The following is a 23,618-nucleotide window of genomic DNA, read 5'->3' as shown; positions in this document are numbered from 1 at the left end:
ACTCTAGTCTGTCGCCGTGGCACACCCCCGAGAATCGACGCCGTTCCAGCGCGCCACCGCGCAGCTGCGGGAGGCGACGTTCCGCTCCGACCTGGTGGTTCGCGAGATCCCGGCACCGACCGGCCTGGCTCCGGACGCGTTCGCCCTGGCCGCGGACGTGCGCCCCGGCGAGGACGGCGAATCGCTGTACGGCACCGGCCGGTTCGTGCTGCTGCACGATGCGGACGAGCCGGACGCCTGGCAGGGTCCATGGCGTATCGTGACTTTCGCACAGGCTCCGCTGGAGCCCGAGATCGGGAGCGATCCGCTCCTGGCCGACGTCGCCTGGTCCTGGCTGGTGGATGCGCTCGCATCGCGCCACGCCGGACACCACGCGGTGGCGGGCACGGCGACCAAGACCCTGTCGCGCGGCTTCGGCTCGCTGGCGGCGGAGGGCGACGGCTCGCAGATCGAGCTGCGGGCCTCCTGGTCTCCGGAGGGCGACATGTCGGGGCATGTGCAGGCCTGGGCGGAACTTGTCTGCATGCTGGCAGGCCTCCCGCCGGGGTCGGAAGGGATCGAGGTGTTCACAGCGCGGAGGACGATGCGTGACTGACTACGACGTGCTCAGCGACGGCGACGCGCTGCGGCAGGCGGCGGATGCGCTGGCCGCGGGGACCGGGCCGATCGCGGTCGACGTGGAGCGGGCATCCGGCTATCGGTACTCGCAGCGCGCCTATCTGATCCAGGTGTTCCGCCGCGGTGCCGGCGTGTTCCTGTTCGACCCGCCCGCGATCGGCGACTTCACGCCGCTGCAGGCGGCGATCGGACACGAGGAGTGGGTCCTGCATGCGGCCAGCCAGGATCTTCCGTCGCTGCGCGAGCTGGACCTGCTGCCCCCGGTCATCTTCGACACCGAACTGGCCGCCCGCCTGCTCGGCCACGACCACGTGGGGCTCGGCGCCGTCGTCGCCGACACCCTCGGCATCGAGCTGGCCAAGGAGCACTCCGCCGCGGACTGGTCCACCCGGCCGCTCCCCCAGCCGTGGCTCGAGTACGCCGCGCTGGACGTGCTGCATCTGATCGACGTCCGCGATGCGCTGGCCGCCGAGCTGGCCGACCAGGACAAAGAGGAGTTCGCGGCCCAGGAGTTCGCCGCCGAGCTGGTCCGACTGCCCAAGCCTCCGCGCGAGGATCCCTGGCGGCGCCTGAGCGGACTGCACACCGTCCGCGGGCGCCGCGCGTTCGCGATCGCCCGGGAGCTGTGGACGACCCGCGAGGAATATGCGCGCGGGCAGGATGTCTCGCCCGGCCGGCTCGTCCCGGATCGCGCTCTCGTGGCCGCGGTCCGTGCGGACCCGGGCAGCAAGGGCGAGCTGGCGGCGTTGAAGGAGTTCACCGGACGCGCCAGCCGTACGCAGCTGGATCGCTGGTGGGACGCCATCGTGCGCGGGCGCGCCGCGACCGACCTTCCGTTGGAGCGCGTGCACGGTGATGGGCTTCCGCCGGTGCGCGCCTGGCACGATCGCAACCCGGCCGCCGACCGGCGTCTGAAGGCGGCGCGCCCCGCCGTCGAGGCTCGGGCCGAAGAGCTGCACATGCCGACCGAGAACCTCCTCACCCCCGAACTGCTGCGCCGCCTCGCCTGGCAGCCGCCCGAGTCGCCCACGCTCGACGCCATCTCCGCCACCCTCGCCGAGCTGGGCGCGCGCCCGTGGCAGATTGGACAGACGGCACAGATCATCGCGGATGCCTTTGTCGCATCCGTGCAAGTGGCCGAGGACCCCTCCGAGGCCGCTTCGTAGGTTCGGCACACCCGATTCCGACCGCCCTCATGCGCCGCTTAGGCTGAGGCCATTCCCTACTTTTGGAGGCAGAGTGGCCGAGCTCTCGGACGTCTTCTTCGTCGATGGCATGCGCACCCCGTTCGGGCGCGCGGGCGAGAAAGGCATGTACTGGAACACCCGCGCCGATGACCTGGCCGTGAAGGCGACCATCGGCGTGATGGAGCGCAACCCCGGCGTCCCGGCGGATCGGATCGACGACGTCGCCGTGGCCGCGACCAGCCAGACCGGCGACCAGGGACTGACCCTGGGCCGCACGGTCGGACTCCTGGCCGGGCTCCCGCAGTCGGTGCCGGGCCTTGCGATCGACCGCATGTGCGCGGGGGCGATGACCAGCGTCGCGCTGATGTCCGCGTCCATCGGCACCGGCATGTACGACTTCGCCCTCGCCGGCGGGGTGGAGCACATGGGCCACCACCCGATCGGCGCCAACGCCGATCCGAACCCGCGCTTCGTCGCCGAGAAGCTCGTCGACCCGGCCGCGCTGAACATGGGCGTGACGGCCGAGCGCATCCACGACCGGTTCCCGCACCTGACCAAGGAGCGCGCCGACCGGTTCGGCATGCTCAGCCAGCACAAGGCACAGGCCGCATACGACGCCGGCCGGTTCCAGCCCGACCTGGTCAGCGTGGCCACCAGGGACGCCTCCGGCGCCTGGGGTCTGGCCACCGAGGACGAGGGCCGACGGCCCGGCACCACGATGGAGGACCTCGCGGGACTGAAGACGCCGTTCCGGCCGCACGGCCGCGTCACGGCCGGCACGTCGTCGCCGCTGACCGACGGGGCGACCATGTCGCTGCTGGCCGGCGGGTCCGCGGTCAAGGAGTTCTCGCTGGCGCCGAAGATGCGGATGGTCTCGTTCGCGTTCGCCGGCGTCGCCCCCGAGATCATGGGCATCGGCCCGATCCCATCGACCGAGAAGGCGCTGCGCAAGGCGGGGCTGTCGATCGGTGACATCGGCCTGTTCGAGCTGAACGAGGCGTTCGCGATCCAGGTCATCTCGCTGCTGGACCACTTCGGCATCGCCGACGACGACCCGCGCGTGAACCAGTGGGGCGGCGCGATCGCCCTCGGGCATCCCCTCGCCGCCAGCGGCGTGCGACTGATGATCCAGCTCGCGGCCCAATTCGCCGAGCGTCCGGACGTGCGCTACGGCCTGACCGCGATGTGCGTGGGCCTGGGCCAGGGCGGCTCGGTCATCTGGGAGAACCCGAACTACGACGGCAAGAAGAAGAAGTGACCGACATGACGAATCCTGTCTCCGAGCAGTACGCCGCCATCGACTTCACCCCGCTGGACGCCTTCGCGATCGACGAGGTCATCACGCACTCCCCCGTGCAGGACGTGCGCCTGCCCTCCGGCGGGACGCTCGCCCTGATCACGCTGGACAACGGCCGCGACCACCGCCGGCCCAACACCGTGGGGCCGGGCACCCTGAGCGAGCTGCACACGACGCTCACCGGGCTGCAGCGGCGTGCCGCGGCGGGCGAGATCCAGGCCGTCGGCATCACCGGCAAGCAGTACATCATGGCCGCCGGCGCCGACCTGTCCGACATCTCCAAGGTCGGATCGAAGGCCAACGCGAAGCTCATCGCGCAGCGCGGGCACCAGGTGTTCGCGATGCTCGGCGAGCTGGGCGTGCCCGCCTTCGCGTTCGTGAACGGCCTCGCGCTGGGCGGTGGACTGGAGATCGCCCTGAACTCCGCCTACCGCACGGTCGACTCCTCGGCCGCCGCGATCGCCCTGCCCGAGGTCTTCCTCGGCATCATCCCCGGCTGGGGCGGCTCGTACCTGCTGCCGAACCTCATCGGCATCGAGAACGCCCTCGAGGTCGTCATCTCGAACCCGCTCAAGCAGAACCGGATGCTGAAGCCGCAGCAGGCCTTCGATTACGGCATCTTCGACGCCATCTTCTCGCCCGCCAACTTCCTCGAGGACTCGCTGCGGTGGGCCGACGGAGTGCTCAACGGCACGATCAAGGTCGAGCGCAAGAACGAGCCGGGGCGCATCGAGCGGTCGGTGAAGTGGCCGGTCGCGATCAAGATGGCCCGGGGCATGCTGGAGAGCCGCATCGGCACGATGCCCCGCTCCCCCTATGTCGCCCTCGAACTGCTCGAGAAGGCCCGCAGCGGCACCTCGCCCAAGGACAGGGCGGAGGGGTTTGCCCGTGAGGACGAGGCGCTCGCCGAGCTGGTGACCGGCGACCAGTTCGCGGCATCCATGTATGCCTTCGACCTCGTGCAGAAGCGCGCCAAGCGTCCCGTGGGCGCCCCCGACAAGGACCTTGCGCGCAAGGTCACCAAGGTCGGCGTCATCGGCGCCGGCCTGATGGCCAGCCAGTTCGCGCTGCTGTTCGTGCGCAAGCTGCAGGTGCCGGTGCTGATCACCGACCTGGACCAGGCGCGCGTGGACAAGGGCCTCGCCTACATCAACGACGAGATCGACAAGCTGGCGGCGAAGGGCCGGATCGACTCCGACACCGCGAACAAGCTGCGCGGCCTCGTCCACGGCACGACCGACAAGAGCGAGTACGCCGACTGCGACTTCGTGATCGAGGCCGTGTTCGAAGAGGTCGGCGTCAAGCAGCAGGTGTTCGGCGAGATCGAGCAGATCATCGCCGAGGACGCGATCCTGGCCACGAACACCTCGTCGCTGTCCGTCGCCGAGATCGGATCGAAGCTGGCCCACCCCGAGAGGCTGGTCGGCTTCCACTTCTTCAACCCGGTGGCCGTGATGCCGCTGATCGAGGTCGTGAAGACCGACTCGACGACGGATGCCGCGCTCTCGACGGCATTCGTGGTGGCGCGCGGACTGGGCAAGAACGCGGTGCTCACCGCCGACGCACCCGGATTCGTGGTCAACCGTCTGCTGGCCAAGGTGATGGGCGAGGCGGCCCGCGCCGTCTACGAGGGGACGCCGCTGCTGACCGTGGAGAAGGCGTTCGGACCCCTGGGGCTGCCCATGACGCCGTTCCAGCTCATCGACCTGGTCGGGTGGAAGGTCGCCGCGCACGTCCAGGACACCATGGCGCACGCCTTCCCGGAGCGGTTCTTCGCCTCCGAGAACTTCCACCAGCTGGCCGAGCTGCCCGAGGTCGTGGAGAAGGACAAGTCCGGCCGGGTCACCGGCTGGAGCAAGGCCGCACAGAAGGTGCTCAAGGGCGCCGTCGGCCAGACTCCGGCATCCGAAGACGAGATCCTGGGCCGCGTGCAGGACGGGCTCGCGCACGAGATCCGGCTGATGCTCGACGAGGGCGTGGTGCCCGAGGTCGAGGACATCGACCTGTGTCTCATCCTCGGCGCCGGCTGGCCGTTCATCGACGGCGGCGCGTCGGTCTACCTCGACCGCGAGGGCGCGTCCCAGCGCGTGACCGGTGACACCTTCCACCACCCGGTCATCCGCGGCGTGTGAGGTCGCCGGTCAGTACTCGTCTTCTTCGACGCGCGGCGCGTCCGCGCGTCCCTTCGCGTCGCCGGTGGCCAGCACCAGCGCGATGACCGCGAGAACGAGCATGATCACGCCGAGCGGGTTCGCGAACCCGATGGCGATGCCGCGTCCGGGCTCGGCCGCCCCGGTGAGGATCGTCTGCAGGCCGTCCGGCGTGACATCGGGGATCATCAGGCCCAGGAGCACCGCGCAGCCCCACGAGGCGAACAGCGTGCCCAGTGTCGCCCCACGCAGTCGGTGTCCCCGCTGCGCGGTGCGCGCCACTGACCGTCCGAGGAACACCTGCAGCACGGCGTAGATCACTCCGAGGGTCAGCGCGTACACGAGCGTGAGCTCTCCGGCGATGCCGAACAGCGCGCGCCCGAACGCGATCCAGGCTGCCAGCACGACGCCGCCGATACCGATGAAGATGCCGGGCACCGGCGAGCGAGAGCGCATGACTCCACCGTATCGAAGGCCGTGACGAGACCCGCCCGCGCGTCAGTCGCCGCTGCGCGGCACCCGCGCCCAGTCCACGGCCGCAGCGTCGTCGAGAAGCGGCGGCCGCGCGATCGGGATGCGCGTGCCGAGCACCTGCGCCACGACGTCCTGCGCGATCTTGGCCGCCGTCAATCCCGCATCAGCCAGGATCTGCTCCCGCGACGCGTGCGGGATGAACTCGTCCGGCAGCCCCAGCTCATCCACCGCCGTGTCCACCCCGGCCTCGCGGAGCACCTGCCGCACGCGCGTGCCGATGCCGCCGACGCGGATGCCGTCCTCGATCGTGATCACCAGGCGGTGGGATGCCGCCAGCTGCGCGACCGACGGCGGCACGGGGATCACCCAGCGGGGGTCGATGACGGTGGCGCCGATGCCCTGCGCCCGGAGCCTGTCGGCGACATCCATCGCCAGATGGGCCATCGGTCCGATGCCGATCAGCAGCACGTCCGAGGTCTCGCCGCGCGACAGCACGTCGACGCCGTCTTCCAGCCGCTCCACGGCTGGAAGGTCTGCGGCCACCGATCCCTTCGGGAACCGCAGGACCGTCGGGGCGTCGCCGACGGCCACGGCCTCGCGCAGCTCCTCGCGCAGCCGGGCGGCGTCCCGGGGTGCTGCGATCCGGATCCCTGGCACGATCTGCAGGGAGGCGAGGTCCCAGATGCCGTGGTGACTGGGACCGTCCGGACCGGTCACGCCCGCCCGGTCCAGCACGAACGTCACTCCCGCGCGGTGCAGGCCGACGTCCATCAGCATCTGATCGAACGCGCGCCCGACGAACGTGGCGTACATCGCGACGATCGGATGCAGGCCCCCGTATGCGAGACCCGCGGCCGACGCGACGGCGTGCTGCTCGGCGATCCCCACGTCGTGCACGCGATCGGGGAATCGCTGGGCGAACGGCAGCAGACCCGTCGGGCGGAGCATCGCGGCGGTGACCGCGACGACGTCGTTCCGCTCGTCGCCGATGCCGACGAGCTCGCTGGCGAACGCATCGGTCCAGCTCGTGGCGGCGGCTCCGCCGAGCGCCTCACCGGTGCGCGGATCGATCCGGCCGACCGCATGGAACTGGTCCGCCTCGTCGTGCAGTGCCGGGCCGTAGCCGCGGCCCTTCTCGGTGATCGTGTGCACGATCACCGGTGCTCCGTACTCCTTGGCCAGGCGCAGAGTCTCCACCAGGGCGAGGATGTCGTGCCCGTCCACCGGCCCGAGGTACTTGATGTCGAGGTTCGAGTAGAGCGCCTGGTTTCCGGTGAAGCGGGACAGGAATCCGCGGGTGCCGCCGCGCAGCCCACGATGCATGGCCCGACCGGCCGGACCGAAGCGGTGGAACAGGTGCTGGGAGCGCTCGTCGAGCTGCCGGTACGTCTGCGCCGTGCGGATCCGGTTCAGGTACCGGGCCATGCCGCCGATGGTGGGCGCGTAGGAGCGTCCGTTGTCGTTGACGACGATGACCAGGTTGCGATCGTTGTCGTCCGAGATGTTGTTCAGCGCCTCCCAGGTCATCCCGCCGGTGAGGGCGCCGTCGCCCACGACGGCGACCACGTGCCGGTCGCGCCGGCCGGTGCGGGCGAAGGCGCGCGAGATGCCGTCGGCCCAGCTGAGCGAGCTTGACGCGTGCGAGGACTCCACCACGTCGTGCGGGCTCTCGGTGCGCTGGGGGTAGCCGGCGATGCCGCCGCGGGCACGCAGGGCGGAGAAGTCCTGCCGCCCGGTCAGCAGCTTGTGCACGTACGACTGATGCCCGGTGTCGAACACGATCGGGTCGTTCGGCGAGTCGAAGACACGGTGCAGCGCGATCGTGAGTTCGACCACGCCCAGGTTCGGACCCAGATGCCCGCCGGTGCGGGCTACGTTCTCGATCAGGAACGCGCGGATCTCGGCGGCCAGCTGGGTGAGCTGCGCCGGGCTGAGCGCATCCAGGTCTCGGGGCTCCGAGATCGTGGGCAGAATCGCCATCGTCGCCTCCCCGACCCCGCCGGGCGGCGGGTCCCGGACAAGTTTAGACCGCGAGGCTCGGGGACTCGAAAGGAAAGGCCCCGCCGTCCGAAGACGGCGGGGCCTTCCCCGGTGCGGGCTCAGACGAGCGAGCGCAGCACGTACTGCAGGATCCCGCCGTTGCGGTAGTAGTCGGCCTCACCGGGCGTGTCGATGCGGACGTCGGCGTCGAACGAGATCGGCGCCTTGTCCGAGCCATCCGTCGGCGTGGCCACGACGTGCACGGTCTTGGGGATCGTGCCGTCGTTGAGCTGGGTGATCCCGGTGAACGCGAACGACTCGGTGCCGTCCAGGCCGAGGCTGTCGGCGCTCTGGCCGGCCGGGAACTGCAGCGGGATCACGCCCATGCCGATCAGGTTCGACCGGTGGATGCGCTCGAAGCTCTCGGCGATGACCGCGCGCACACCCAGCAGGGTCGTGCCCTTGGCCGCCCAGTCGCGGGACGAGCCCGACCCGTACTCCTTGCCGGCCAGCACGACCAGCGGGATGCCGGCGGCCTGGTAGTTCTCGGACGCGTCGTAGATGAACGCCTGCGGGCCGCCGTCCTGCGTGAAGTCGCGGGTGTACCCGCCCTCCACGCCGTCCAGCAGCTGGTTGCGCAGCCGGATGTTCGCGAACGTGCCGCGGATCATCACCTCGTGATTGCCGCGGCGCGAGCCGTAGGAGTTGAAGTCCTTGCGGTCCACTCCGTGCGCGCTCAGGTACTGACCGGCCGGGCTGTCGGCCTTGATCGAACCGGCCGGCGAGATGTGGTCGGTGGTGACCGAGTCGCCGAGCTTGGCGAGCACCCGGGCGCCGCTGATGTCCTGCACCGGCTCGGGCTGGGCGGTCATCCCCTCGAAGTACGGGGGCTTGCGCACGTAGGTCGAGCAGTCCTCCCACTCGAACACGGCGCCGGTCGGCGTCGGCAGCGACCGCCAGCGGTCGTCGCCGTCGAAGACCGACGAGTACTCGCGGTCGAACATGTCGGTCGAGATCGACGAGTCGATCGTCGACTGCACCTCCGCGGCATCCGGCCAGATGTCCTTCAGGAACACGTCGTTGCCGTCCGTGTCGCTGCCCAGCGCGTCCACGTCGAAGTCGAAGTTCATCGACCCGGCCAGAGCGTACGCGATCACCAGGGGCGGCGAGGCGAGGTAGTTCATCTTCACGTCCGGGTTGATCCGGCCCTCGAAGTTGCGGTTGCCCGACAGCACTGCGGTCACCGCCAGATCGCTCTCGTTGACGGCGGCCGAGATCTCCTCGATCAGCGGCCCGGAGTTGCCGATGCAGGTGGTGCAGCCGTAGCCGACCGTGTAGAACCCCAAGGTTTCGAGGTCTTCGGTCAGTCCGGACTTGTTGTAGTACTCGGTGACCACCTTCGATCCCGGGGCCAGCGTGGTCTTCACCCACGGCTTGACCTTCAGGCCGCGGCGGGCCGCGTTGCGGGCGAGCAGGCCGGCCGCGAGCATCACCGACGGGTTCGAGGTGTTCGTGCAGGACGTGATCGCCGCGATCGTGACCGCACCGTGGTCGATCGTGAACTCCTCGCCATCGGCCAGCGTCACCGGCGTGGGCTTGGATGCCGTGGCCGGGGCGTGCGAGTGGTGCGAGTGGTGATGGTGGCTGGATGCCGACTCCGGCGTGTTCGAGGGCGGGTCGGAGGCGGGGAACGACTCCGCCACCTCGAGGTCGACCAGATCGTGCTCGGCATCCGCGTAGTTGAGCAGGTCCTTCTCGAACCGCTGCTTGGACTCGCTGAGCAGGATCCGGTCCTGGGGCCGCTTCGGGCCGGCGATCGAGGGGACCACGGTCGACAGGTCCAGCTCGAGGTACTCGCTGAACACCGACTCGACGGCCGGGTCGTGCCAGAGGGTCTGCTCCTTCGAGTACGCCTCGACGAGGGCAACCTGGTCGGCGCTGCGGCCGGTCAGCCGCAGGTAGTCGAGGGTGACGTCGTCGATCGGGAAGATCGCGGCGGTCGAGCCGAACTCGGGGCTCATGTTGCCGATCGTGGCGCGGTTGGCCAGCGGCACGGAAGCCACGCCCTCGCCGTAGAACTCCACGAACTTGCCGACCACGCCGTGCTTGCGCAGCATGTCGGTGATCGTGAGCACGACGTCGGTGGCAGTCACGCCGGCCGGGATCTCGCCGCTGAGCTTGAAGCCGACCACGCGCGGGATGAGCATCGACACGGGCTGGCCCAGCATCGCCGCCTCGGCCTCGATGCCGCCGACGCCCCAGCCCAGCACACCCAGGCCGTTGACCATCGTGGTGTGCGAGTCGGTGCCGACGAGGGTGTCGGGGTAGGCGCGCAGGATGCCGTCGACCTCGCGCGTGAACGTCACGCGCGCCAAGTACTCGATGTTGACCTGGTGGACGATGCCGGTCCCCGGGGGCACGACCTTGAAGTCGTCGAATGCGGTCTGGCCCCAGCGCAGGAACTGGTAGCGCTCGCCGTTGCGCTGGTACTCGATCTCGACATTGCGCTCGAACGCGTCCGGCGTGCCGAACAGGTCGGCGATCACGGAGTGGTCGATGACCAGCTCGGCGGGCGAGAGCGGGTTGATCTTCGTGGGGTCTCCCCCGAGGTCGGCCATCGCCTCGCGCATCGTGGCGAGATCGACGATGCAGGGCACGCCGGTGAAGTCCTGCATCACCACGCGGGCGGGGGTGAACTGGATCTCGGTGCTCGGCTCGGCCGCGGCATCCCATGAGCCCAGGGCCTGGATCTGCTCCTTGGTGACGTTCGCGCCGTCCTCGGTGCGCAGAAGGTTCTCCAGGAGCACCTTGAGACTGAACGGGAGCTTCTCGACGCCGGGGACGGCATCGATGCGGAAGATCTCGTAGTCGGTGCTCCCGACCGTCAGGGTGCTCTTGGCACCGAAGCTGTCAACAGTGGACACGTCTCGTCTCCTTCGTCGGCGGCGGGTATGCGGGCGATCGCCCGCGATCCCTTCTTCCTATTTATCTTGACGTCAAGATAAATGTATCACTCGTCGTGCGCGCCGCCGGCCTCGGACGCGCCGTCCGCCGGCTTCGGATACAGTCCGCGCACGGCCAGCCAGGTCACCGCCACCATGGGGGCGAACAGCGGCAGTCCCATGGCGATCTTCAGCGTGCCGAGGGCGGTCACCTGCTCGGTGAGGAACAGCGGCAGCTCGACGGCGAGTCGCGCGGCGAACAGCGCAGCCCACGCGATCGTGAGCCAGAAGAAGGCGCGGCGCTTGCGCCGGTCGGCACGCCAGCGGGTGCCGTCGTTCATGAGCCAGCCGACGGCCAGACCGATCAGCGGCCAGCCGACGAGCGCCGAGATGAGCATCGCGCTGCCGTACAGCCCGTTCGTGATCAGCCCGAACACGAAGTTGTCGGCGGCGCGGCCGGTCCACAGCGCCAGCGCGGCGGCCGCGGCCGTGGCGATCAGACCGCCCACCGCTGCGGACGCGCTCGATCGCGTGATCAGTCGCACGAGGGTGAACACGACGGCCAGGCCCACGGACAGTCCGGCGGCCAGCCACAGGTCGCCCTTCTGCGTCGCCTGGTCGACGGTGATCGTCCACACCACGACGAAGACGAGCGTGGGCAGCACCGACTCGAGGATGCCCCGCCATCCGCCGATCGCATGCCAGACCAGGTGTCCGGTGCTCGTCGACTGGTTCGGGTCCAGGCCGGCCCGGCGGGCGGCGCCGCCGAGGGCGGCACCGAGCAGGTCGGATGTCGCGGGCTGTTCGTCCTGCGGATCGGTCACGCCGCCCCCGGGGTGGAGGGCATCTTCAACGGGATGAGGTCGCGCGGGGGCATGGGCGAACCGCCGCGGACCACGACGATCGAGCGGAAGAGATCCTCGAGCTTGGCCGCGGCATCGATGTCGGCCGTCGCCGCGCCGCCGATCACACCGCGCAGGAACCATCGCGGGCCGTCCACGCCGATGAAGCGGGCCAGGCGCCGGCCGGCCGCACCGTCGGTGCCCACCACGGGCACCTCGGCCAGCAGCTCGGCCCCCAGGGGGCCCTCACGCTCCTCCACGCGGCCGCCCTGCTGGCGCACCTGCTGGCGGATCTGATCGCGCGTCTCGTCCCACAGACCGGTCGACCGGGGAGCCGCGAACGGCTGCACCTGCAGCGTCGAGTCGGCATAGTCCAGGCCCACCGCGACGATGCGCTGCGACTGCTCCTCGACCTCGAGTCGCAGGTTCAGCCCCTCACGCGGCAGGATCTTGATCCCGCCGAGATCGATGTAGGGGCGGACCGGGTTGGCCTCGGAGTCGTCGAACGGGCCGACCGCCGAGCGGTCGCCCGGGGCGGACTTGTGAGGACCCGCGTCGGGGGTCGCATCGGTCATCAGGAGTTCCTCGTCTCGTTCTGGTAGCCCGTGGAGCCGAATCCGCCTTCGCCGCGCACGCTGTCGGGCAGCGTGTCGACGGGGACGAACCGGGCGCGCGAGACGGGCATGACGATCAGCTGCGCGATCCGGTCGCCCGCCGCGATGTCGTACGGCTCGCGCGCGTCGGTGTTCAGCAGCGTGACCTTCAGCTCGCCCCGGTAGCCGGCGTCCACCGTTCCCGGTGCGTTCACGATCGTGATGCCGTGCTTGGTGGCCAGTCCGCTGCGCGGCACCACGAAGGCCACATGTCCGTCGGGCAGCGCGATCCGCACCCCGGTGCCCACCAGCGCCCGCTCGCCGGGGCCGAGGCGGAGCGCCTCGGTCGATACCAGATCGGCGCCCGCATCGCCGGGATGTGCGTACGCTGGGAGCACGGGCGCGATAATGGGGACGTCCACGGTTTCGGTCACTCCACGAGGGTAATGCAGAAGACATCAGCCGGTATCACGCACGCTGCCGGGACGACGTACCGCGAGCGACTCACCCCTTCACTGTGGGTGATCGTGTCCGCCGCGGTCGCCGCGCCGATGGCGACGATGGTGTTCGTCCCGTTCGACCAGACGCTGGCGCTCGTGATCGGCATCCTGGTCGCGGTCGCGATCATCGCCGCCCTGCTGACGGCTGCGCCGGTCGTCGAGGTGCGGGACGGGTTGCTGCGCGCCGGACGCGCCCGCATCCCGGTCGAGATGCTCGGCGAGGTGGCCTGGTCCACCGGACCCGAGGCGCGCGAACTGCGCGGACCCGGTCTGCCGCGCGGGGCATGGCACCTGATTCGCGGCGGGATCGACGGAGCGATCCGGGTCGGCGTGATCGACCCCGACGATCCCACCCCGTCATGGGTGGTGTCCTCGCGCACGCCCGACCGGCTGGCCGCCGCGGTCCGCCGCGCGCAGGCGCGCGCCGCCGACCGCGGCTGAGCAGCCGTCAGGCCGCGCAGTCGATGCAGATCGGCCCGGCGTTGTCCTCGTGGTCCAGCTGGGAGCGGTGCTTCACCAGGAAGCAGCTCATGCACGTGAACTCGTCCTCCTGCGGCGGCAGCACGACGACGTCCAGCTCGAGGTCGGACAGGTCCGCGCCCGGGAGTTCGAAGCCCGAGGGGTTGTCGGAATCCTCGACGTCGACCGATCCGGACAGCTTGTCCGGTACCCGCTCTTTCAGGGCCTCGATCGACTCGCTGTCGTCCTCGTTCTTGCGCGGTGCGTCGTAATCGGTGGCCATTCCCTCAGGTCTCTACTTTCCCCATTGTGTGGTGCCGCTGCCCGATCGGGGCGGCGACAGTTTGCACGACGTCGGCGCATTTCGCAAATGCGGTGTTGCGAGATCCGCTTCACACTCGTGATCGTGCCGTGAAACAGGCGGCGCGCCCGCGATATTCCCGCCGTGCGCGCCCGCGCATGCGAACATGGGCGCACACCCGCAGATGGAAAGGCGCGGTTCGCATGGAACAGCTGAGAGTCATCGGATCAGAAGACGACGCGCTCGTGCTCGCGACCGAATCCGGGCAGCGCTTCACGCTCGTCGTGGATGACGTTCTGCGCGCCGAGCTCAAGCGCTCCCACCGGCACAGCGAGCGCACCGAGCCGCGTGGCGCCCGCCCCAGTCCGCGCGATATCCAGGCGCGCGTGCGCGCGGGGATGTCGGCGGCCGAGGTCGCCGAGGCGCTGGACATCACCGTCGAGGATGTCGCCCGCTACGAGGCTCCGGTGCTCGCCGAGCGGGAGCACATGGTCGGCCAGGCGCTGGCGGTGCCGGTGCTGGTGGCCGGCGACCTCGACGACGCCACGCCGACGTTCGGCGGGGCCGTGCGGGCGAAGCTCGCCGAGGCGGACGCCACCGGTGAACGCTGGACCAGCTGGAAGGAGCTCACCGGCTGGGTGCTCAAGCTCGAGTTCACCGCCTCCGGGGTGGACCATGATGCCCGGTGGGGCTTCGACCCGCGGCGCAGCACGCTGTCGCCGCTGAACGCCGACGCCACCCAGCTCTCGCGCCAGGGCTCGCTGCCGGACGGCCTGATCCCGCGGCTGCGGGCGCTGGACACGCCCGAGCCGAAGGACGACTCCCGGTTCGACAGCGGCGCATTCGGCCCGCGTCGACTCCGGCCCGACACCGACGCGGCGGCGGGCGCCGAAAGTGCGGCCTCCCCCGCGGCCCAGGATGCCGCGATCAACCGCGCACCGGAGCAGTCGCAGACCTCCAGCGAGACCGCCGACCTGCTCGAAGCCCTGCGCCGGCGCCGCGGACAGCGGGCGCCCCTGCCCGTGGACGAGGACGACACGTCCTCTGCACCGGCGCCGACGCCGTCTCCGCAGCCGGTGGCGCTGTTCGACGCCTTCGAAGCGGGCTACGACGGCAGTGAGGACTCCTCCGGCGAGGACGAGCCGACCGCCGGCGATCGCACTGAGGCATCCGTCGGCGACGGACGCCGCAAGGGCCGCCCCGCGATGCCGTCGTGGGACGAGATCGTGTTCGGCGCACGCACCGAGGACAGCTGATCCGGCATCACGAGCGGGCGAACGCGCCCAGTCGGACCAGCGGCACGGTGCGTTCCTGGTCGGTCATCGAGCCGTGCTGGCCGATCATCCGCTGCGGCTTCTTGTCCGGCTCGCGGTCGTCGTAGTAGGCCACCCCGGCGCGGGCGGCCACGAGCACATCGCCGATCCGCGGCCGGACGGCCGGGTCGACATCTCCGAACAGGCCGGCCGCGATCGCCTCGTCCCGGGTGAGCACCCAGGACCGCGCTCCTTCGGCCTCCTGCCACCGGTCCCGCACGGCCGTCGCACGGCCGGGCTCGGCGTGCAGGTGCAGCATCCGCGGCTCACCGGCCACGTGCCGGACGTCGTCGGCGAGATCGTCGCCGACCCCGAACAGCACCTGGCGATGACGCGGCACGTCGACCATGCCGTGATCGGCGGTGATCACCGCCCCCGCACCCGCCGGCAGGGCCGCGCCGAGGGCCCGGGCCGCGGCATCCACCTGCTCGAGTGCCGCCGACCACTCCTCGGACTCCCAGCCGTGCTTGTGCCCTGTCGCATCCAGACTCGACGTGTACACGTAGATCAGCGCACCCGGGTGGCGCCCGGCCAGGTCGGCGGCGAGCTGGACCCGCTCCAGTGCGGTCGGCGCCGGGAACATCTGCCCGCCGCGCAGCGTGGCCTCGGTGAACCCCGAGCCGACGAACGCCGGCTTGGAGACGACGAAGCAGGGCCGCCCGGCGGCCGCCTCCCGCGCGAGGATGGGCTCGGCGCGCTGCCAGTGCAGCGGATCGATGTGGCCGTCCTCCCAGCCCTTGAGCTGGTTGACCACGCGGTCGTGCTCCGGGTCGTGGACGCGATACCCGACGATGCCGTGCTGCCCCGGGTCGACGCCGGTGAGCAGACTGGTCAGGGCCGCCGCGGTGGTCGAGGGGAAGACGGTGCGGGCAACGTCACGGCGGGAGCGCACGGTGCTGAGGAAGCGGGCGTGGCCGGCCCGCGCCGACAGGTTGTGCGCGCCCAGCCCGTCCACGACGAACACGATCGCGCTGGAAGCCGGCGCGAACCACTCCGAGCGTCCGTCCAGTGCCGCCAGCAGCTCTGGCACGACGTCGGTGAGGCTCCGGGCACCCGGCGAGTCGGCCGGTAGGCTGATGGTCATCGGGGCCAGTCTCGCATACGGTGTGCGGCTGTGTCCGTCCCGCGAGACCCGGAAGAAGCATGCCTGCCAAGACCCCGCCGCCGACCCCTGCCGCCGAGCGCATCGAGGACGTCGACGTCTCAGCGGAGATGCAGGGGTCGTACCTCGAGTACGCCTACTCGGTGATCTACTCCCGCGCCCTGCCGGATGCGCGCGACGGCCTCAAGCCCGTGCAGCGGCGGATCCTGTTCCAGATGGCCGAGATGGGCCTGCGCCCCGACCGGGGGCACGTGAAGAGCGCCCGGGTCGTCGGCGAGGTGATGGGCAAGCTCCACCCGCACGGCGACACCGCGATCTACGACGCGCTGGTCCGGCTCGCCCAGCCGTTCACGCTGCGCGTGCCGCTGGTGGACGGACACGGCAACTTCGGCTCGCTCGATGACGGTCCGGCGGCCGCCCGATACACCGAGGCACGACTGGCGCCCCCGGCTCTGGCGCTGACGGAGAGCCTGGACGAGGACGTCGTCGACTTCATCCCCAACTACGACGGCCAGTTCCAGCAGCCCGAGGTGCTGCCTGCCGCGTTCCCGAACCTGCTCGTGAACGGGGCATCCGGCATCGCCGTGGGCATGGCCACCAACATGGCCCCGCACAACCTGATCGAGGTGATTTCGGCGGCCGTGCACCTGCTGGAGAACCCGGATGCCACGGTCGAGGAGCTGATGGAGTTCGTGCCCGGCCCGGACCTGCCCGGCGGCGGCATCATCACCGGCGTGGACGGCATCAAAGAGGCCTACCAGACCGGTCGCGGCAGCTTCCGCACCCGAGCGAAGGTCTCGGTCGAGTCGATCGGCCCGCGCAAGACCGGCCTCGTGGTCACCGAGCTGCCGTACCTGGTGGGTCCGGAGCGGGTGACCGAGAAGGTCAAGGATGCCGTCACCGCGAAGAAGCTGATGGGCATCGCGGACATCAACGACTACACCGATCGGCACCGCGGCCTGCAGCTGGTCATCACCGTGAAGACCGGGTTCGACCCGCACGCCGTGCTGGAGCACCTGTACCGGCTCACGCCGCTGGAGGAGTCGTTCTCGATCAACAACGTCGCCCTGGTCGACGGGCAGCCGCAGACGCTCGGACTGCGCGAGATGCTCCGGGTGTACCTGGACCACCGCATCCGCGTCGTGACGCGGCGCAGCGAGTACCGGCTGGCACGGCGTCGCGATCGGCTGCACCTGGTTGAAGGCCTTCTGATCGCGATCCTCGACATCGACGAGGTCATCCAGGTGATCCGCGGGTCCGACGACAGCGAGCAGGCCCGGACCCGGCTGCGCTCGGTGTTCGACCTGTCCGAGCTGCAGGCGGAGTACATCCTCGAGCTGCGTCTGCGACGCCTGACGAAGTTCTCCCGGATCGAGCTGGAGGCCGAGCGCGATCAGCTCAAGGCCGAGATCGAGGAGCTGGTCCGGCTGCTCGGCGACGAGGTGCTGCTGCGCCGACAGGTGGCCACCGAGCTGGATGCCGCCGCCGAGGCGTACGGCACGCCCCGGCGCACGCTGCTGCTGGATGGCGGTCCCATCCGCCCGCGCAGCGCCAAGCCGTCCACCGCCGACCTGCAGATCGCTGACACGCCGTGCCGTGTGTTCCTCTCCGCCACCGGGCGGATGGTGCGGGCGGACCTGATCGAGGGCGCGGGCATCGTGACCCCCGCACGCCGGTCGAAGCACGATGCGATCCGCGCGAGCGTGGACGTCACCACCCGTGGCGAGCTGGGAGCTGTCACCACCGCGGGACGGCTCGTCCGCTTCTCCCCCGTGGATCTGCCGTCCGTCCCGGGCAACTCGGTGCAGCTGGCGGCCGGAACCCGCGTCGACCAGTACCTGGCCCTGGCCAAGGACGAGCACGTCGTCTCGATCGTCCCGCTCGTCGACGAGCCCGTGATCGCGCTGGGCACGGCCCTGGGCGTGGTCAAGCGGGTCGCCGCCGGCGAGATCGCGAACAAGCCCGAGGTCGACGTCATCGCGCTCAAGCCCGGCGATGCCGTCGTCGGCGCCGTTCCGGCCCCCGACGACGCCGAACTCGTGTTCGTGACGTCCGATGCGCAGCTGCTGCGCTTCTCCGCGGCATCCGTGCGTCCCCAGGGCCGCGGCGCGGGCGGCATGGCGGGGATGCGCGTCTCCGCCGGCGAACGCGTCGTGTTCTTCGGCACGGTTCCGGCGGATGCCCCGGCCGCCGTGGTGGTGACCGTCGCCGGCTCGAGCCAAGCGCTGGCCGGCGCCGATCCCGGCTCGGCCAAGGTGTCGGACTTCGGCGAGATCCCGACCAAGGGCCGCGGGACCGGGGGCGTGCGGGTGCACCGGTTCCTGAAGGGCGAGGACGGTCTGCGGCTGGCCTGGGTCGGCGAGTCGGCCCGTGCCGTCGGCACCGACGGCGGGGTGCGCCCGCTGCCCGCGGACGGCGCGAAGCGGGATGCCTCGGGTCAGCCACTGGACGCGGTCATCGGCGCCCTCGGCACCGCGGTGCGCTGACATCCACCGAACGCGGGTATGTGATCGCAGCCGTGTGCGTGCTGCCCCTGCTCGCGGCCGGCGCGGCGATCATCCTGGCGGGCTCGGCGGCTACGCGTCGATCCGCTCGCGGACCAGGCGGTGGCTCGACTCCACGATGAATGACCGACGCGGCGCGACCTCGCTGCCCATCAGCATCTCGAAGACCGCGGAGGCCCCCTCGGCATCCTCCACCCCCACCCGGCGCAGCGTGCGCCCGCCGGGATCCATGGTGGTCGTGGCGAGCTGGTCGGCGTCCATCTCACCCAGGCCCTTGTAGCGCTGCACCGGCTCCTGCCAGCGCCGTCCGGACTTGGTCAGTCGCGCGAGCAGTGTGTGCAGCTCCTGCTCGCTGTAGGTGTAGATCGTCTCGTTCGGCTTGGATCCGGGGTTGATCGCGATGACCCGGTGCAGCGGGGGCACCGCGGCGAACACGCGCCCGTCCTCGATGAGGGGGCGCATGTAGCGGAAGAACAGCGTGAGCAGCAGGGTGCGGATGTGCGCGCCGTCGACGTCCGCATCGCTCATCATGATGATCTTGCCGTAGCGGGCCGCGCTCAGGTCGAACGATCGTCCGGACCCCGCGCCCACCGACTGGATGATCGCGGCGCACTCGGCGTTCGAGAGCATGTCGCCGATCGACGCCTTCTGCACGTTGAGGATCTTGCCGCGGATCGGCAGCAGGGCCTGGTGCTCGCTGTTGCGGGCCAGCTTGGCCGTGCCCAGCGCCGAATCGCCCTCGACGATGAACAGCTCCGAGATCCCGACCTCGTTCGAGCGGCAGTCCACGAGCTTCACCGGAAGCGAGGAGGACTCCAGTGCGGTCTTGCGACGCTGGGTCTCTTTGTGCGCGCGCGCCGAGATGCGCGCCTTCATCTCCGCGACGATCTTGTCCAGCAGCTGCGAGGACTGCACCTTGTCGTCGCGCTTGGACGAGGTCAGCTGTGCGGTCAGCTGCGCGTTCACGACGTTGGAGACGATCTGGCGGACCGCCGGCGTGCCCAGCACCTCTTTCGTCTGCCCTTCGAACTGGGGCTCGGGCAGCCGGACCGTCAGCACGACGGTGAGCCCGGCGAGCATGTCGTCCTTCTCGATCTTGTCGTTGCCGACCTTGAGCTTGCGGGAGTTCTGCTCGATCTGCGCGCGGATGGCCTTCATCAGGCCCTGTTCGAACCCCTGCTGGTGCGTGCCGCCCTTGGGCGTCGCGATGATGTTCACGAACGAGCGCAGCGTGGTGTCGTACCCGGTGCCCCAGCGCGCGGCGATGTCGACATCGCAGCGTCGCTCGACCTCGGTGGGCACCATCGCCCCGGTCGGCTGCAGCACCGGCACCGTCTCGGTGAACGTCCCCGAGCCGGTGAGCCGCCACGTGTCGGTGACCGGCGCGTCCGGCGCCAGGTACTCGGCGAACTCCGAGATGCCGCCGTCGAACCGGAACATCGATTCGATCGGCTCGAAGCCCTCGGCGGTCTCGCGCTCGTCCCGGATCACCATCTCCAGGCCCGGCACCAGGAACGCGGTCTGCCGCATCCGCTGCTCAAGTTCGGTGAAGCCGAACGTCGAGTCGCGGGTGAAGATCTGCGGATCCGCCCAGTAGCGGATGCGGGTGCCGGTCAGGCCCTTGGCGACCCGGCCGATCGAGCCCAGCTTGCTCGCCTTGTCGAACGGCGTGAACGGCGCGTCCGGACCGTCCCCGGCGAAGGTGCCCGGCTCGCCCCGCCGGAACGACATCGCCCAGGTCTTGCCCTCGCGGTCGACCTCGACATCCAGTCGCGCCGACAGGGCGTTCACGACCGACGCGCCCACGCCGTGCAGACCGCCCGACGCGGCGTACGAGCCGGTGCCGAACTTGCCGCCGGCGTGCAGCTTGGTGAACACCACCTCGACCCCGGACAACCCGGTCCGCGGCTCGATGTCGACCGGGATTCCGCGGGCGCGGTCGCGCACCTCGACGCTGCCGTCGGCATACAGGACGACCTCGATCCGGGTGCCGAAGCCGCCGAGCGCCTCGTCCACCGAGTTGTCGATGATCTCCCAGAGGCAGTGCATCAGACCGCGGGAGTCGGTCGATCCGACGTACATCCCGGGACGCTTGCGCACCGCTTCCAGGCCCTCGAGCACCTGCAGATGATGGGCGGAGTACTCAGCGGTCACAATCCTCAAGGTTATCCCGTGGGAGCGGCTCTCCCGCGAAGAGACACGGCCCGGCCCGCCTGCGCTACGCGCTGAGCGAAACCCGCCCGGTTCCGGGCATCGCCCCAGGCCGCCCGTGGTTGTATTTCATGAACGGACCGCGATCAGCACGAGGAGGCAGACCATGAGCACACTCACGACACCCGAAGAGCAGAGCCTCGTCGACTACCGTCTGACCGCGATGGATCGGTGCGACGCCTGCGGCGCCCAGGCCTACATCTCCGCCGAGGTCAACGGCAGCGAGCTGCTGTTCTGCGCCCACCACGGTCGCAAGTACGAGGCGAAGCTGCGCAGCGTCGCCACCTCGTGGCACGACGAGACGGCCCGTCTCGACGAAGGCTGATCCGACCTCAGTCGACTGACCGGTAGTGCCGGGGAAGTCGCGGCGACACCCGCAGGACGACCTCTTCGCCGATGGTGTCCAGCAGTTCGGCGATGTCGGTGGCCGAGTTCGGGGCGCGGCCGCCGAACAGGGCGACGTCGTCGCCGACGGATGCCGCGTCCCAGCCGTCGACGGTGGATGACGTGGGTCCGATCTCGCGGAGCCGCCGACTCCCGGCGGGCGTCGCGAGATCCAGCCGGTCCGCGAGCCGGGAGTCCAGACCGTCCAGGTATCCGATCCCGAGCGTCACGCTCTGCCGGTCCACCGCGATGACGGGGGCGATCAGGGTCGCGATCGGGCGGATGCCCAGATATGCGTCGTCGGGTCCGCCGGCGGGCCGGATGCCGTAGGCGAAGGCACCGATCCGCACCAGATCGAACCGGAACTCGGCGCGGGCGAACGCGGCCGCGCTGGCCGCGAGGTGCCGCAGCAGCGGGCGACCCCCGAACGCCGACGCCGCGTGCTCGAACGCCGCACGGGAGGCGTCGTCCTCGGCGTCCGACGCCTCGGCGATGTGGCTCCACACGCCTTCCACCCGGAGCAGCCCGCCGGCCTCGGCATCCCGTGCCGTTGCCACGGCGTCGGACCAGTCCTCCGGACGGATGCCGTTGCGGTGCAGTCCGGTGTCGGCCTTCAGATGCACGCGCACGGGTCGTCCCGCCGCGCGGCCGCCTGCGGCGGCCTGCCGCACCAGCTCTCGGGTGCCCAGCCCCAGCTCGATGTCGGCACCGAGCGCGGCCTGGACATCCGCGTCGTCGTACACCGTCCAGGCGATGATGCGCGGGCCCGGGCCGGTCAGGCGTCGCACGTCGACCGCCGTGGCCACGTCGAATGTGCCGAACCAGCGGATCCCGGCATCCGCGGCCGCCTGCACGATCGGCGCGAGCCCATGCCCGTACGCGTCGTCCTTGACCACCAGCAGGTGCTCGGCCGGGGCAACGGTGTGCCGGATCGTGCGCAGATTCGCGACGAACGCCGCCAGGTCGATCTCGATCCGGGCCGTCATCGCAGGTCCCGTCGCTGCGCGCGCGCCCCGACGAGGCTGACGATCTCAGCCGGGGTGAGGCCGGTCTCGTCCGTCCATTCCGCGAGGCTCGGCTCGTGGTCGGCGGGGTCGCCGAAGAACACGACCTCGTCCCCCGCGGAGGCATCGGTCTGATCCAGGGCGATCACGCACGCGTCCATGGCCACGCGCCCGATGATCCGTGCGAAGCCGTCGGCGACGCGCACGCGCGCATGGTTGCCGACCGCCCGCACGACGCCCTGCGCGTAGCCGCCGCAGACGAGCCCGATGATCATGTCGTCGTCGGCGCGGAACGTGTAGCCGTACGACACGCCCTCCCCCGCTCGCAGCAGCTTGGTGCTCAGCAGGATGCCGCGCAGTGACATGACGGGCCGTGATATGACGGGCCGTGACATGACGGGCTGCGACATGACCGGCTGCGACGCGCCGGGCAGGCCCCACAGTGCGCGGGGGTCGGCGTCCGGCTCGGTGGTCGTGGTCACCAGCGCGTCCGGGAGGTCGGCGACCGCCGCCCGCTCCTCCTCGTCCACGCGCACGCGCAGGCCGGCCGCTGTCACCGTGACGGCGCAGGCGGCAAGGCCGTGGCCCCACGCATCGCGGCGCAGATCGGCGCACGATGCACCGGCCTCGCGCAGACCACGGGCGTTGCCATCCAGCGCCGGGTGCGAGATCAGGGCGCGCACCGGAGCGGAGCGCGGTGCGATCGGAGCGGTCATCGCGCTACCAGGTCATCACGGCTTCGTGCTCGGGACGAGATCCCGTGCGGATGCCGGTCGCGGTCACGCGCGTCTCATACAGCCCGGGGATCCAGTTGCCCTCGATCAGCAGCGGCCCGTCCGGACCGACCGCAACATCCCATCCGACGTAGGGGACTTCCGGCACGACGCGGCCGGCCGCATCGATGAGCGCGACCACCTCGTCCCATCGCGGCACCCGGAAGTCGGGGATCGAGGCCCCGGAGTCGGGATGCACCGGGTAGAACGTGTTGTTCTTGCCCGAGTGGCCGATGCCCACCGCGCGGCCGTCGTGATCGAGCATGGTGAAGAAGCCGCCCCAGGTGAACTGATCGCTGACCGCACCGCGGCCGAACTTCTGCACGCGCGAGACGATGTGCACGTGGGTGCCGTCGAAGTACGACACCAGCCGGGTGGTGTTGACCGTTCCCGCGCAGTATGCCGCCAGATACGGATGCTGGACGATGGCCTCTTCGACCAGGACCTGGCCCTTGGCCACCAGCTCGGCGTGGAACGACGGCCAGTCGGTGACATCCGCCGCCTGGTAGCGGAAGACGCCGTGGCCCTCGCGGCTGACCGGCTCCTTCGCGATGAGCACGGGATGCCGCGTGGCGAACTCGGCGAGCTGGTCCGGGCCGGCCTCTTCCAGATCGAGCCACTCCCGGCCGGTGAACTCCGCGAACCGCCGGTGGAATCGGCGCTTGTCGGCGAACACCTCGGCCGCCTCGGGGTCGTTCAGGCGCTTCGCGATGTGGTGCTGGATCAGCGAGGTCATGAACGTCTTGCGCTCGCGCCTGTTCAGCGCTGCGAAGTCGGCCTCGTAGTAGTCGATGAACGCCGTGTCGTGGAATGCGGCGGCCCAGAGCATGTCGGCCGCGACCGCCGGAGTCCACTTGCCCTGCTCGCGTGCGATCTGACGGGCCAGCCCGGTCACGCGCGAGGGTTGGAACCGACGCACCCGGCCGAGGAGGTAGTTCACTCGTGCAGACAGGTCGATCTTCATCTGGTCGGGGGTCGCCTTCC

Annotated in this window: 20 protein-coding genes; 8 read left to right on the top strand and 12 right to left on the bottom strand. The window is 70.5% G+C overall.

Going from position 1 to position 23,618, the window contains the following annotated elements; all coding sequences use genetic code 11:
* Positions 1–16 precede the first annotated feature (16 nt).
* The 4 genes from AC0L6F_RS02105 (at position 17) to AC0L6F_RS02090 (ending at position 5,234) form a co-directional block, all read left to right on the top strand.
* Positions 17–595, top strand: coding sequence for a DUF3000 domain-containing protein (locus tag AC0L6F_RS02105; RefSeq protein ID WP_473539008.1), 579 nt, complete (start codon positions 17–19; stop codon positions 593–595).
* Positions 588–1,784, top strand: a complete 1,197-nt coding sequence (locus tag AC0L6F_RS02100) for an HRDC domain-containing protein (protein WP_473539007.1) — start codon at positions 588–590, stop codon at positions 1,782–1,784. The genes AC0L6F_RS02105 and AC0L6F_RS02100 overlap by 8 nt, the downstream gene beginning before the upstream one ends.
* Positions 1,785–1,857: 73 nt before the next feature.
* Positions 1,858–3,063 carry a thiolase family protein gene (locus AC0L6F_RS02095; RefSeq protein WP_259611955.1) on the top strand — a complete coding sequence of 402 codons (1,206 nt, stop codon included), beginning with the start codon at positions 1,858–1,860 and terminating at the stop codon, positions 3,061–3,063.
* 5 nt (positions 3,064–3,068) lie between these two features.
* The gene (locus tag AC0L6F_RS02090) at positions 3,069–5,234 is read left to right on the top strand and encodes a 3-hydroxyacyl-CoA dehydrogenase NAD-binding domain-containing protein (RefSeq protein ID WP_473539006.1); all 2,166 of its coding nucleotides are present in this window, start codon (positions 3,069–3,071) and stop codon (positions 5,232–5,234) included.
* A 9-nt stretch (positions 5,235–5,243) separates the two neighbouring features.
* On the opposite strand, the gene AC0L6F_RS02085 is transcribed toward AC0L6F_RS02090, so the two are convergent.
* The 6 genes from AC0L6F_RS02085 to dut form a co-directional block, all read right to left on the bottom strand.
* On the bottom strand, positions 5,244–5,708 hold the full coding sequence (locus AC0L6F_RS02085; protein ID WP_473539005.1) for a hypothetical protein: 465 nt from the start codon (positions 5,706–5,708) through the stop codon (positions 5,244–5,246).
* 42 nt (positions 5,709–5,750) lie between these two features.
* A complete protein-coding gene (gene dxs / locus AC0L6F_RS02080) occupies positions 5,751–7,706 on the bottom strand; it encodes a 1-deoxy-D-xylulose-5-phosphate synthase (RefSeq protein ID WP_473539004.1) in 1,956 nt (651 codons plus the stop codon).
* 119 nt (positions 7,707–7,825) lie between these two features.
* Positions 7,826–10,630 (bottom strand): aconitate hydratase AcnA, encoded by a 2,805-nt coding sequence (gene acnA / locus AC0L6F_RS02075; protein ID WP_473539003.1) that lies wholly within the window; start codon positions 10,628–10,630, stop codon positions 7,826–7,828.
* An 86-nt stretch (positions 10,631–10,716) separates the two neighbouring features.
* Complete coding sequence (locus AC0L6F_RS02070) at positions 10,717–11,472, bottom strand: DUF3159 domain-containing protein (protein WP_259611951.1); 756 nt, start codon at positions 11,470–11,472, stop codon at positions 10,717–10,719.
* Positions 11,469–12,065, bottom strand: a complete 597-nt coding sequence (locus AC0L6F_RS02065; RefSeq protein WP_259611950.1) for a DUF3710 domain-containing protein — start codon at positions 12,063–12,065, stop codon at positions 11,469–11,471. Before AC0L6F_RS02065 ends, AC0L6F_RS02070 begins: the two co-directional genes overlap by 4 nt.
* On the bottom strand, positions 12,065–12,517 hold the full coding sequence (dut, locus tag AC0L6F_RS02060; RefSeq protein WP_274638333.1) for a dUTP diphosphatase: 453 nt from the start codon (positions 12,515–12,517) through the stop codon (positions 12,065–12,067). The genes AC0L6F_RS02065 and dut overlap by 1 nt, the downstream gene beginning before the upstream one ends.
* A gap of 12 nt (positions 12,518–12,529) precedes the next feature.
* Here dut and AC0L6F_RS02055 point away from each other — a divergent pair, with 12 nt between their 5' ends.
* Positions 12,530–13,024 carry a DUF3093 domain-containing protein gene (locus tag AC0L6F_RS02055; protein WP_473539002.1) on the top strand — a complete coding sequence of 165 codons (495 nt, stop codon included), beginning with the start codon at positions 12,530–12,532 and terminating at the stop codon, positions 13,022–13,024.
* A 7-nt stretch (positions 13,025–13,031) separates the two neighbouring features.
* On the opposite strand, the gene AC0L6F_RS02050 is transcribed toward AC0L6F_RS02055, so the two are convergent.
* Positions 13,032–13,325, bottom strand: a complete 294-nt coding sequence (locus tag AC0L6F_RS02050; RefSeq protein ID WP_259611948.1) for a DUF4193 domain-containing protein — start codon at positions 13,323–13,325, stop codon at positions 13,032–13,034.
* 221 nt (positions 13,326–13,546) lie between these two features.
* On the opposite strand from AC0L6F_RS02050, the gene sepH reads away from it, so the two are divergent.
* Positions 13,547–14,599 (top strand): septation protein SepH, encoded by a 1,053-nt coding sequence (gene sepH / locus AC0L6F_RS02045; RefSeq protein ID WP_473539001.1) that lies wholly within the window; start codon positions 13,547–13,549, stop codon positions 14,597–14,599.
* A 7-nt stretch (positions 14,600–14,606) separates the two neighbouring features.
* On the opposite strand, the gene AC0L6F_RS02040 is transcribed toward sepH, so the two are convergent.
* On the bottom strand, positions 14,607–15,740 hold the full coding sequence (locus AC0L6F_RS02040; protein ID WP_473539000.1) for an alkaline phosphatase family protein: 1,134 nt from the start codon (positions 15,738–15,740) through the stop codon (positions 14,607–14,609).
* A 59-nt stretch (positions 15,741–15,799) separates the two neighbouring features.
* Here AC0L6F_RS02040 and AC0L6F_RS02035 point away from each other — a divergent pair, with 59 nt between their 5' ends.
* The gene (locus tag AC0L6F_RS02035; protein WP_473538999.1) at positions 15,800–18,244 is read left to right on the top strand and encodes a DNA gyrase/topoisomerase IV subunit A; all 2,445 of its coding nucleotides are present in this window, start codon (positions 15,800–15,802) and stop codon (positions 18,242–18,244) included.
* Between the two features lie 90 nt (positions 18,245–18,334).
* Here the strand turns inward: AC0L6F_RS02035 and AC0L6F_RS02030 are convergent, their stop codons facing one another.
* Positions 18,335–20,416, bottom strand: coding sequence for a DNA gyrase/topoisomerase IV subunit B (locus AC0L6F_RS02030; protein WP_473538998.1), 2,082 nt, complete (start codon positions 20,414–20,416; stop codon positions 18,335–18,337).
* A 163-nt stretch (positions 20,417–20,579) separates the two neighbouring features.
* On the opposite strand from AC0L6F_RS02030, the gene AC0L6F_RS02025 reads away from it, so the two are divergent.
* Positions 20,580–20,798, top strand: a complete 219-nt coding sequence (locus tag AC0L6F_RS02025) for a DUF7455 domain-containing protein (RefSeq protein WP_274638337.1) — start codon at positions 20,580–20,582, stop codon at positions 20,796–20,798.
* A 7-nt stretch (positions 20,799–20,805) separates the two neighbouring features.
* On the opposite strand, the gene AC0L6F_RS02020 is transcribed toward AC0L6F_RS02025, so the two are convergent.
* The 3 genes from AC0L6F_RS02020 to AC0L6F_RS02010 are packed head-to-tail and all read right to left on the bottom strand — an operon-like array spanning position 20,806 to position 23,598.
* A complete protein-coding gene (locus tag AC0L6F_RS02020) occupies positions 20,806–21,843 on the bottom strand; it encodes an alanine racemase (protein ID WP_473538997.1) in 1,038 nt (345 codons plus the stop codon).
* Positions 21,840–22,577: an alanine racemase C-terminal domain-containing protein gene (locus AC0L6F_RS02015; protein WP_473538996.1), complete on the bottom strand. Its 738-nt coding sequence runs from the start codon at positions 22,575–22,577 to the stop codon at positions 21,840–21,842. Before AC0L6F_RS02015 ends, AC0L6F_RS02020 begins: the two co-directional genes overlap by 4 nt.
* A gap of 4 nt (positions 22,578–22,581) precedes the next feature.
* On the bottom strand, positions 22,582–23,598 hold the full coding sequence (locus AC0L6F_RS02010) for a sugar-transfer associated ATP-grasp domain-containing protein (RefSeq protein WP_473538995.1): 1,017 nt from the start codon (positions 23,596–23,598) through the stop codon (positions 22,582–22,584).
* Positions 23,599–23,618: the final 20 nt, after the last annotated feature.

This window comes from Microbacterium sp. G2-16M, from assembly GCF_055809115.1.
The sequence above is the reverse complement of the archived record's forward strand: the minus strand, read 5'-3'. Positions and strand labels throughout refer to the sequence as shown.